The sequence below is a fragment of the Corynebacterium sp. genome (genome assembly GCF_012837295.1).
GTDB lineage: Bacteria > Actinomycetota > Actinomycetes > Mycobacteriales > Mycobacteriaceae > Corynebacterium.
In genome coordinates this window covers 1-9,366 of record NZ_DURI01000285.1, presented here as the reverse complement: position 1 = coordinate 9,366, position 9,366 = coordinate 1, and the positions used below count along the sequence as shown (strand labels likewise).

General features: G+C 69.0%; 8 protein-coding genes, 1 tRNA gene and 1 pseudogene. 6 read left to right on the top strand and 4 right to left on the bottom strand.

The window, feature by feature from the left end:
* Both GX015_RS09295 and GX015_RS09290 read left to right on the top strand, forming a co-directional pair.
* Nucleotides 1-578: pseudogene (locus tag GX015_RS09295) on the top strand (membrane protein); the annotation flags it as partial.
* A gap of 276 nt (nt 579-854) precedes the next feature.
* Nucleotides 855-931 (top strand) — tRNA-Met (locus tag GX015_RS09290).
* Between the two features lie 95 nt (nt 932-1,026).
* Here the strand turns inward: GX015_RS09290 and GX015_RS09285 are convergent.
* On the bottom strand, nt 1,027-2,022 hold the full coding sequence (locus tag GX015_RS09285; RefSeq protein ID WP_291344598.1) for a helix-turn-helix domain-containing protein: 996 nt from the start codon (nt 2,020-2,022) through the stop codon (nt 1,027-1,029).
* A gap of 236 nt (nt 2,023-2,258) precedes the next feature.
* Between GX015_RS09285 and GX015_RS09280 the strand changes: the two genes are divergently transcribed.
* From GX015_RS09280 to GX015_RS09270, 3 genes are all read left to right on the top strand, one after another.
* Nucleotides 2,259-2,897, top strand: a complete 639-nt coding sequence (locus GX015_RS09280) for an HD domain-containing protein (RefSeq protein ID WP_278826785.1) — start codon at nt 2,259-2,261, stop codon at nt 2,895-2,897.
* Between the two features lie 104 nt (nt 2,898-3,001).
* On the top strand, nt 3,002-4,510 hold the full coding sequence (locus tag GX015_RS09275) for an acetyl-CoA hydrolase/transferase family protein (RefSeq protein ID WP_291344595.1): 1,509 nt from the start codon (nt 3,002-3,004) through the stop codon (nt 4,508-4,510).
* A gap of 294 nt (nt 4,511-4,804) precedes the next feature.
* Nucleotides 4,805-5,779, top strand: coding sequence for a hypothetical protein (locus GX015_RS09270; RefSeq protein ID WP_291344593.1), 975 nt, complete (start codon nt 4,805-4,807; stop codon nt 5,777-5,779).
* Nucleotides 5,780-5,833: 54 nt separating this feature from the next.
* On the opposite strand, the gene GX015_RS09265 is transcribed toward GX015_RS09270, so the two are convergent.
* Both GX015_RS09265 and GX015_RS09260 read right to left on the bottom strand, forming a co-directional pair.
* Nucleotides 5,834-6,139: a hypothetical protein gene (locus GX015_RS09265; protein WP_291344590.1), complete on the bottom strand. Its 306-nt coding sequence runs from the start codon at nt 6,137-6,139 to the stop codon at nt 5,834-5,836.
* A 155-nt stretch (nt 6,140-6,294) separates the two neighbouring features.
* Nucleotides 6,295-7,122: an inositol monophosphatase family protein gene (locus GX015_RS09260; RefSeq protein ID WP_291344588.1), complete on the bottom strand. Its 828-nt coding sequence runs from the start codon at nt 7,120-7,122 to the stop codon at nt 6,295-6,297.
* Nucleotides 7,123-7,161: 39 nt separating this feature from the next.
* Between GX015_RS09260 and GX015_RS09255 the strand changes: the two genes are divergently transcribed.
* Nucleotides 7,162-7,812, top strand: coding sequence for a hypothetical protein (locus GX015_RS09255; RefSeq protein ID WP_291344586.1), 651 nt, complete (start codon nt 7,162-7,164; stop codon nt 7,810-7,812).
* A 583-nt stretch (nt 7,813-8,395) separates the two neighbouring features.
* Here the strand turns inward: GX015_RS09255 and GX015_RS09250 are convergent.
* The gene (locus GX015_RS09250; RefSeq protein WP_291344584.1) at nt 8,396-9,217 is read right to left on the bottom strand and encodes an inositol monophosphatase family protein; all 822 of its coding nucleotides are present in this window, start codon (nt 9,215-9,217) and stop codon (nt 8,396-8,398) included.
* Nucleotides 9,218-9,366 lie beyond the last annotated feature (149 nt).

Here is a 9,366-nt window from a genome sequence, read left to right as displayed (position 1 = left end):
TGCCGACGAACACCCAGACGATGGGCCCGAAGCAGGCGCAGGACACGATGATGTCGGCCGATGAGGTCGCCCAGGACCGCACGCTGCTGGAGGGCACCAACGTGGTGACCAACGGCAACCTGCTGACGCTGCCGGTCGGCGACGGCGAGATCCTGTACGTCGAGCCGGTGTACACGCAGCGCCAGGGCCAGGAGACGGCGTTCCCGAAGCTGTTGCGCATCCTGGTGTCCTACCGCGGCGAGGTCGGTTACGCGCCGACCGTGTCCGAGGCGCTGCGCCAGGTGGGCATCGATTCCAGTGACGTCGCCCGCGAGCGCGGCGAGGAGGATGCCATGCCGGACGATGAGGGCGAAGGCACCGATGGTGCCGACGAGACCCAGGAGGGCACCACGGAGGCCCGTCCCGAGTCCGATCGCCAGGTCGACGTCGCCGCCCGCGACGAGGCCGCCGGCCGGATCTCCACGATCCTCGAGCGCCTGAAGTCCGCCCAGGAAAGCGGCGACTTCGCCGCGCAGGGCCAGGCTCTGGCGGATCTGGACAAGGCCGTCGCCGATTATCAGAAGGCCAACGGCCAGTAACCGCTGCGGATTGCTTGGCGACGAACCGGGCCGCACCGAGGAGGGGAGACCTTCCGGGTGCGGCCCGGTTTCCCGTTGGGGCGCCTTCCCATGCGGACGTCGGCCGTCGTAAAGCGCATGCACCGCGCTGACCAGGGGATTGGCCAAGAGTTGAGGCTCGGTGCTAGAGTTACGTCTCGTTGGTCAGCGAGAGATTCTCTCGAAAGATCAGCGCCCGCTGCAAGCGGCGTGATTATGGAATCAGTTGGTTCCGTGTTACGGTGTACAAGCAGTCGACGCGGGGTGGAGCAGCTCGGTAGCTCGCTGGGCTCATAACCCAGAGGTCGTAGGTTCGAATCCTGCCCCCGCTACCAATGTGAACGAAGGCCCCCGGCATTGCGCCGGGGGCCTTCGTCGTGTCCGGGTCCTTTCGATGGCCCGTTCGGCGGCGCGGTTACGGGCGGCACCGTCAGGGCAGCGCCGACGCGAAGCGGGCCCGGTACTCCGTCGGGGTGGTGTGCAGGTGCCGGCCGAAGGAGCGCCGCAACGTTTCGTCGCTGCTGAAGCCCGACAGCTCGGCGACCTTCGTCACCGGCAGGCCCTCCAGGATCAGCTGCCGCGCCCGATCCAGGCGGATGCGCTCGACCCAGCGGGTCGGCGTCGTGCCCAGCTCGTCGTGGAACATTCGGCCCAGGTGGCGGGTGCTGACGTTGGCCGTCGCCGCCATCGACGACACGGTGTGGTCGGCGCCCGGGTCCGCCTTGATGGCGGCGAGGAGTTCGCGCAGGACCCGGTTGGCGCCCGGGGGCGTATCCAGCGCCGCGGAGAATTGGGACTGCCCGCCGGGGCGCTGCATGAACATCACCATGTCGCGGGCGGCTGCGCGGGCGACGTCGGCGCCGAGATCCTCTTCCACCAGTGCCAGCGTCAGGTCGATGCCGGCGGTGATGCCGGCGGACGTCAGGTAGCGGCCGTCGCGGATGTGGATGATGTCCGGTTCGACCCGCACCTTCGGGTACCGGCGGGCCAGCAGGTCGGCGTGGCGCCAATGCGTCGTGGCGCGCCGATCGTCCAGGTAGCCCAGCTCCGCCAGCGCGAACGCGCCCGTGCACACCGACGCGACGCGTCCGGCCCCGGTGGCCAGCGTCTCGACGGTGGAGAGCAGTTCCGCGTCGATCGGATCGGTGGCGAGGTGCTCGGCGCCGGCGACCATCAGCGTGTCCAGTGGTCCGACGCCGTCCGGGGTGACGGTGTCGGCGATGGTCATCCCCGACGACGTGCGGACGTTGCCGCCGGTGGGGGAGATGTACAGAAGCTCGTATCCGGTGCCGCCGACGCCGACGCCCGTGCCGCCGGCACCAACCGTCGCGTTGATGACGTCGGCCTTGTTCAGCACTTCCGCCGGCCCACTGACGTCGAGCATGGTCACCCGGTCGAACACGATCAGCCCCATGCGCCGCTTCATCGCGCGTCCCCGTTCATCGTCGCCGATTGCTTTGCGACGGCCAGTCTCCCGGTCCGTAACACCGGCATCGTACGGGCGGACGGCGATGTCCGAAATCGTGGGAAACATGGCTGCCTGGACATGGCGAAAGTATATCGCCGAAAACGATCATTGAGGCCAGAGGTGGTGCAGCGTTGGCGTCGCAAAGCATCTCCATCGACCCCCGACAACCCGACACGGAAGGCAGTGGTGTTGACATGGCCGAGGAAATCGCCGGAATCAAGATCCCCGACAGCAAGCTGGCGAAGGAAGCGACGGAGCTGGTCCGCGAGGCCGCATCCGACTTGATCTACGACCACTCCCGGCGCGTGTACGTGTTCGGCGCCCTGCGCGGCGAGCAGGAGAAGCTCGACTTCGACCCCGAGCTGCTCTACGTCGGCGCGATGTTCCACGACCTGGGCCTGACGGAGAAGTACCGCCGCGACGACCAGCGCTTCGAGATCGACGGCGCCGACGAGGCCCGCCGATTCCTGCTGGAGCATGGCCTGGCGGAGGAGCGCGCCGACCTCGCGTGGGCCGGCATCGCCCTGCACACCACGCCCGAGATCCCGCTGCACATGGCCCCCGAGATCGCCCTGGTCACCCGCGGCGTCGAGCTCGACGTCCTCGGCATCGACTACGACAAGCTCACCGACGAGCAGCGCGCCGAGATCACCGCCGCCCACCCGCGCCCGGACTTCAAGAACCAGATTCTGCAGGCCTTCACCGACGGCATCAAGCACCGCCCGGAGACCACCTTCGGCAACGTCAAGGCCGACGTCCTCGAGCATTTCCTGCCGGGCTTCGAACGCGACGACTTCGTCGAGATCATCCGCGCCAACGACTGGGCCGAGTAGGTCCCCGTCCGCCCCTGGGGCCCGCCGACAAGTGCGGGCGCCGGGGCGTCGCACAGCACCCACAGCTCCCACGGCAACGACCGCATAGAGAAGGAACGAAAACCATGACCGAGCGCATTGCCAACCAGAAGCTCCGCGGCAAGATCATGTCCGCCGCCGAGGCCGCCGAGTTCATCGGCCACGGCGCGAAGATCGGCATGTCCGGCTTCACCGGCGCCGCCTACCCGAAGGAAATGCCGACCGCCATCGCCGAGCGCGCCAAGGAGGCCCACGCCCGCGGTGACGAGTTCGCCATCGACCTGTACACCGGCGCGTCGACCGCCCCGGACTGCGACGGCGTCCTGGCCGAGGCCGACGCCCTGCGTTTCCGCATGCCGTACCAGTCGGACCCGATCATGCGGAAGAAGATCAACGCCGGCGAGATGAAGTACGCCGACATGCATCTGTCGCACTCGGCGCAGCAGGTCTCCGAGGGCTTCTTCGGCAAGCTGGACTTCGCCATCGTCGAGGCCGCGCGCATCACCGAAGAGGGCCACATCGTGCCGTCGTCGGGCGTCGGCAACAACGTCGAGTACCTCGACGCCGCCGACAAGATCATCATCGAGGTCAACTCCTGGCAGTCCGTGGACCTGGAGGGCATGGCCGACGTCTACCGCGTCCAGTCCCGCCCGAACCGCACGGCGATCCCCATCAACAACCCGGGCGACCGCGTGGGCACCACGTACATCGACATCGACACCGACAAGGTCGTCGCCGTCATCGAGACCGATTCGCCGGACCGCAACTCGCCGTTCAAGCCGATCGACGACGTCTCCCAGCGCATCGCCGGCAACTTCCTCGACTTCCTCGAGGGCGAGGTGGCCGGCGGCCGCCTGGCCTACGACGGCTACGTCATGCAGTCCGGCGTCGGCAACGTGCCCAACGCCGTGATGGCGGGCCTGCTGGACTCGAAGTTCGAGAACATCCAGGCCTACACCGAGGTCATCCAGGACGGCATGGTCGACCTGATCGACGCCGGCAAGATGACGGTCGCCTCGGCGACGTCGTTCTCGCTGTCGCCGGAGTACGCCGAGCGGATGAACAAGGAGGCCGCGCGCTACCGCGAGTCGATCATCACCCGCCCGCTGCAGGTGTCCAACCACCCGGAGGTCATCCGCCGCGTGGGCCTGATTGCCACCAACGGCATGATCGAGGCCGACATCTACGGCAACGTCAACTCCACGAACGTCTCCGGTTCGCGGATCATGAACGGCATCGGCGGTTCGGGCGACTTCACCCGCAACGGCTTCATCTCGTCGTTCATCACCCCGTCGCTGGCCAAGGACGGCGCCATCTCGGCGATCGTGCCCTTCGCGTCGCACATCGACCACACCGAGCACGATGTCATGGTGGTCATCTCCGAGTACGGCTACGCCGACCTGCGCGGCCTGGCCCCGCGTGACCGCGCGAAGAAGATGATCGCCATCGCGCACCCGGACTACCGCCCGCTGCTGGAGGAGTACGTCGAGCGCGCCACCTCGCAGGGCCGTCCCATGCACACCCCGCATGATCTGGCGACCGCGTTCTCCTTCCACCAGAATCTCGCCGAGCACGGCACGATGAAGGGCAAGTAGGAGTCTTCGCCCGGTTCACCGCCCGCATCGCGTTCGCCGCGAAGCGGGCGTCAGGTGGCGACCGGGGCAGGGGAAGCGGACCCCCGTGGCACATGGTGCCGCGGGGGTTTCGTCATTGGGAACCGCTGCGCCCCTTTGCTTTTCGACGACCATGTTGCAAATCACATGCGCAACTTCCATAACATTGGCCCCAGGTTCGGGTCGGCGGGTAAGGTCGCCCGGACATGTGGAAAATGCCAGTACACACGGCATTTTGTGGACGGATACGCAATCGGATGGGGCGTGGCAGGGCAGATGGGCTTTTTCAGGGGCAAGCGGGCCGCGGTGGCGCTGATCGCGGCGGCGTTCATCCCGATGTTCGGGGCGGGGGAAGCGGCGGCGGCACCGGTGGCGCCGGTGGCACAGGGGGCGTTGGCCCCGGCCGAATCCGTAGATACCGCCCAGTCGGGCCGTCACGAATCCAGCGTCGTCAAGCACGGCTACGCGCTGGACTACTCGGCCCTCGAGTATTCGATGGAGCCGCATGAGGTCGCCGACGACCCGGTGTCGAAGATCCTCGGGGCGTCGCCCGGGCCCGTGCACAAGCGCGTCGACGGCGTGTGGTTCTCCTCGCCGACCGCGCCCGCCGAGGCCGACCGGCTGGCCGCACAGGGCAGGGCGCTGATGGGGCCGGGTACGCCGATCCTCGTCGGCAACGGTGACGGGCGCGCGGTGTGCACCCTCACGGCCGCCGGCCGCGACTCCGCGGACCGCCTGATCGGCATCACCGCCGGTCACTGCGGCGGTCCCGGCGCCGAGGTGCGCTCCATGGACGCGGTGGGGGCCGGCGTCGTCGGGGCCGTCCAGCGCGTCGACGCGACCTTCGATTACTCGGTGCTGGTGCTCAATTCGCGTGCCGTTCCGGCGTCGACGTACGGCGACACCCGCGTCGCATCGGTCGGCGAGCTGCCCAAGCCCGGTGAGATCGCCTGCAAGCAGGGCGTGGCCACCGGACGTTCGTGCGGACCGACCTGGCTGCAGGATGCGCCCGGTTCGGCCGGGGGCCCGCACGTGTCCACCCAGATCTGCGCCGCGCCCGGCGATTCGGGCGCCCCGGTTTTCGTCGGCGATCGTCTCGTGGCCATGGTCAAGGGCGCCAACTCGGCACCCGCGTGCACCACGCCTCTGCAGGGCCCCGTGTTCGCGCCGACGGTCGTCACGTCCGTGCGCGCCCAGATCGACGACATGAATCTCCACGGCGGCCCCGGCGGCGGATTCCGCCTGGCATAAGGGGAGGGGGCGGCGCGCTGAGGCCTTACGCGCCGACGCCTACCGCGCGAGTGTTCACCGCACCCGCGCCTTCGCCGCGACCAGCAGCAGCGCGGCGCGGTCGACCTCGCCGTTCTTGATCTCGCGGTTGAGCTTGTGCAGCACCACCGGGCAGCGAAGGCAGCGCGTGCCGGATTTGCAGCACTTCTTCTTCGGCGTCATCGTCGCGAGCTTGAACGGATCCTTGTCCAGGAGCTTCTTCGCGGCCTTGGCCTCGGCCTTCGAGCAGGCGGGCAGGTGCAGCGTCGCGTCCCTCTTCTTCGCCTTCTTCTTGCCCTTGCCGGACTTGGCCATGATGCGCGTTCCCTTCGCCTCGAACATTCGCGGCTCAGGTTAGCGTCACCTCATGCACCTTGGATAGCCGTGGGTGACTAACGGGTGTAGCGGGTTCTTGCTTGACGACGGCCCGCGCCCACCTTTCTCGACCGCACCTTCCTGACCGTCAACAGATCAAGCGGCGCCTTCTCGGATCGCGGCTACTTGAGGTAGCCGAGCACGGCGTCGTGAAGCAGCCCGTTCGTGGCGATGGCGTCCCCGCCATGCGGACCGTCCTCGCCGACCAGCGACGTGAACCGGCCGCCGGCCTCGGCCACCAGCACCGCCAGCGGCGCCAGATCCCACAGCGACACCTCGGGCTCGGCGGCGACGTCGACCGCCCCCTCCGCGACCAGGCAGTAGGAGAAGAAGTCGCCGTACCCGCGCAGGCGCCACGCGTCGTCGGTGAGCGAAATCAGCTGGTCCCGCAGCCCGCGGTCGCGCCAGCCGGTGAGCGAGGAGATGGCGACCGAGCAGTCGGCGACGTCGCCGACCCTCGACACGGAGATGCGCTGCGGGGCCGGCGCGCCGACGACCTCGCCCGGCGCCTCCGACGTCGCGGGGGAGCCCAGTGCCGCCGACCGCCACGCGCCGCCGTCCTTCGACGCCCACCAGCGGCGGCCCAGCGCCGGCGCCGACACCACGCCGACCACGGGCACGCCGTCGACCAGCAGCGCAATCAGCGTCGCCCACACCGGCACGCCGCGCACGAAATTCTTCGTCCCGTCGATCGGGTCGATCACCCACTGGCGGCCCTCGAACGCCGCGTCGCCGCCGAACTCCTCCCCGAGGACGTCGTCGTCGGGCCGCTCGCCGGACAGCAGCGCCCGCAGCTCGCGCTCGCAGGCGAGGTCCGCGTCGGACACCGGAGTCAGGTCCGGCTTCGACTCCACGTTCAAGTCGGCGGCGCCGAAGCGCGGCATGGTCACCGCGTCGGCGAGGTCGGCGAGCTTGTGGGCGAGGGCGAGGTCATCGGCGAAGGCGCTCATGAGGGGTAGTCTAGACCGGCCCCACCGAAAGGCCCCCGCATGCTCAACGCCCTGACCTACGCGTTCCTCGACTCGATCAACGTCCTGCTGATCGCGGTCGTCGTCGCGTTGGGCATGATGCTGCCGGCTGGCCGCTACCGCCGCATCACGCCGCTGCTCGTCTTCGGCGACTGGCTGGGCGTCGCGGTGCTGGCGCTGGCGGTGCTCGTCGTCTTCGACGGCCTCGGCGACCAGGTGGCCGCGCTGGTGGAATCGCCGCTGTTCGGCGTGCTGCTGATCATCACGGGCCTGGCCACGGCGGTGCTCACGTTCCGCGGCGGCGATTCGTCGGCGCTGGTGGAGAAGATCCTCGCGCCGCTGCGCACCCCGTCGATCATGACCGTGGCCACCGGTTTCGTCCTCGGCGCCATCCAGTCGGTGACGTCGGTGCCGTTCTTCGCCGGACTGGCCGTGCTCTCCGCGGGCGGGCTGCCGGTCGTCGAGCGCTACCTGGGGCTGATTCTTTACGCGTCGGTCGCGCTGAGCTTGCCGACCCTCGTCGCCATCGCCGTCGGCATCGTCCGCCACCGCCCGAACTCGTGGCTCGGCCGCATCTTCGCGGCCGCCCGCGACAACCAGGCAAAGGTGTCCCGCGGCGCCGGTTACCTGGTGGCCGTCCTGCTGATCCTCATCGGCGCGTTGCATCTCTAAGGCTTTTCGCTTTACGACGCCCACCGCTCAGAGACCGCCGCCATTCCCAGTTTCGATGGCGCCCCCGACTGGGCCAACTGTCTGTCGGCGTTCATGGACCGCTATTCACACCAGCCCCAGCGTCCGGCGATCGCGTTCTTTTTGAAACACCGGCGCTGGAAAACACCTGGTCTTTTGCCGCTCGGATGTTTCAAGTTGAACGCGCGGCGGAATTTTGGGGCCAGTGTGACTCGGCCGTGAGGTCGGGGGCGGTGGGAGGCGGGTGAGAACCCAAATCGGGGAGGGGTCACCGCCCAGAAGTAGCGAGTCTGCTATCGCCCAAAACGGGACGCGCCCGCGAGGTAAAAGACCAGGTCGCGGCAATCGGTGATGTCCCGATTTGGGCGATCGCCGGAAAATTGGGACTGGTGTGGCGGGGGAGTGGCGCGGGGCGGTGATCTGGGACCGAAACGACCGCGACTTGGCAGGTGCGTGGATGGCTCGCCGCTAGCCGGCCGACGACGCACCGCCGGCCGCTACTTCGCCAGCGTCTCCTTCAGCCAGGCGACGACCGAGGGCAGGCCGGCGACCACACCGCCGGCCGCTACTTTGCCAGCGTGTCCTTCAATTCGGCGACGACGGATTCCGGGCCGGCGATCCTCCAGCCGTTCACCAGCGCGCTCGCGCCGCCGACTCCGGCGACCAGCGCGTGGCCGGGCAGCCAGTCCCACGAGGCCACCGAATGCTGGAACCACGCCCCGACGCGCCCGTCGGCGACCCCGGCCAAATCCACCGACGCCGAGCCCAGCATGCGCCACGTGGCGAATCGCCCCGCCGCTTCGAGCCAGGCCGCCACCAAGGGGCCGTCGCCAAGCCATGTCGTGTGCAGGTACGTGCCCACGCTGAGAGTGCCGGCCGGCGCGTCGCCGATGCGCTCCAATTCGACGGTCCCGCGCTCATCGGTGCGCGTCGTCGGCAGGTCCGGGCCACCGATCCACGTGACGCTTTCCGACGGCCGATGCACCGCGCCGAGGATGATCCGCTCCGGATCGTCCGGGGAACCCTCGACCAGGGCGATGGCCGAACACCAGTAGTCGGAGCCGGACGTGAAGTTGTACGTGCCGTCGACGGGATCGATGACCCACGTGCGCCCCGAGGTGCCGTCCTTGGCGGAGCCCTCCTCGCCGAGGATGCCGTCGTCGGGGCGCAACCGCGCGAGTTCGGAGACCACGAGCTGCTCCGCCGCACGGTCGGCGGCGGTGACGACGTCGGAGATGGAGGTCTTGAACTCGGTCTCCAGCCCGTCCGCGCGCATCCGGGCCGCGAGTTCCGCGGCGCGGCGCACCACGTGGGCGGCCAGCGAAGCGTCGTCGATGGTGTCCTCGATCGGCGGGTCCAGGGGAGAGGTCGTCGCGTCATCCGTCATGGCCCCATTGTGCACGCGGCGCCGGATCCCGCATGCGCGCCCGTTCGGGAACTCCCGTTCACCCGCGCGGCGCCGCCGGGGCCGCCGCGACCGGCCCGCCCGCGCCCGAAATCGGCGGAGGCCCGTTCGCTACAGTGGAGCGCGTGAAT

What these genes read in the sequence shown, in the direction of transcription:
- GX015_RS09255 (WP_291344586.1), top strand. Translation starts at nt 7,162, where the DNA reads ATGCTCAACGCCCTGACCTACGCGTTCCTCGACTCGATCAACGTCCTG.
- GX015_RS09260 (WP_291344588.1), bottom strand. Translation starts at nt 7,122, where the DNA reads ATGAGCGCCTTCGCCGATGACCTCGCCCTCGCCCACAAGCTCGCCGAC.
- GX015_RS09280 (WP_278826785.1), top strand. Translation starts at nt 2,259, where the DNA reads ATGGCCGAGGAAATCGCCGGAATCAAGATCCCCGACAGCAAGCTGGCG.
- GX015_RS09250 (WP_291344584.1), bottom strand. Translation starts at nt 9,217, where the DNA reads ATGACGGATGACGCGACGACCTCTCCCCTGGACCCGCCGATCGAGGAC.
- GX015_RS09285 (WP_291344598.1), bottom strand. Translation starts at nt 2,022, where the DNA reads ATGAAGCGGCGCATGGGGCTGATCGTGTTCGACCGGGTGACCATGCTC.
- GX015_RS09275 (WP_291344595.1), top strand. Translation starts at nt 3,002, where the DNA reads ATGACCGAGCGCATTGCCAACCAGAAGCTCCGCGGCAAGATCATGTCC.
- GX015_RS09270 (WP_291344593.1), top strand. Translation starts at nt 4,805, where the DNA reads ATGGGCTTTTTCAGGGGCAAGCGGGCCGCGGTGGCGCTGATCGCGGCG.
- GX015_RS09265 (WP_291344590.1), bottom strand. Translation starts at nt 6,139, where the DNA reads ATGTTCGAGGCGAAGGGAACGCGCATCATGGCCAAGTCCGGCAAGGGC.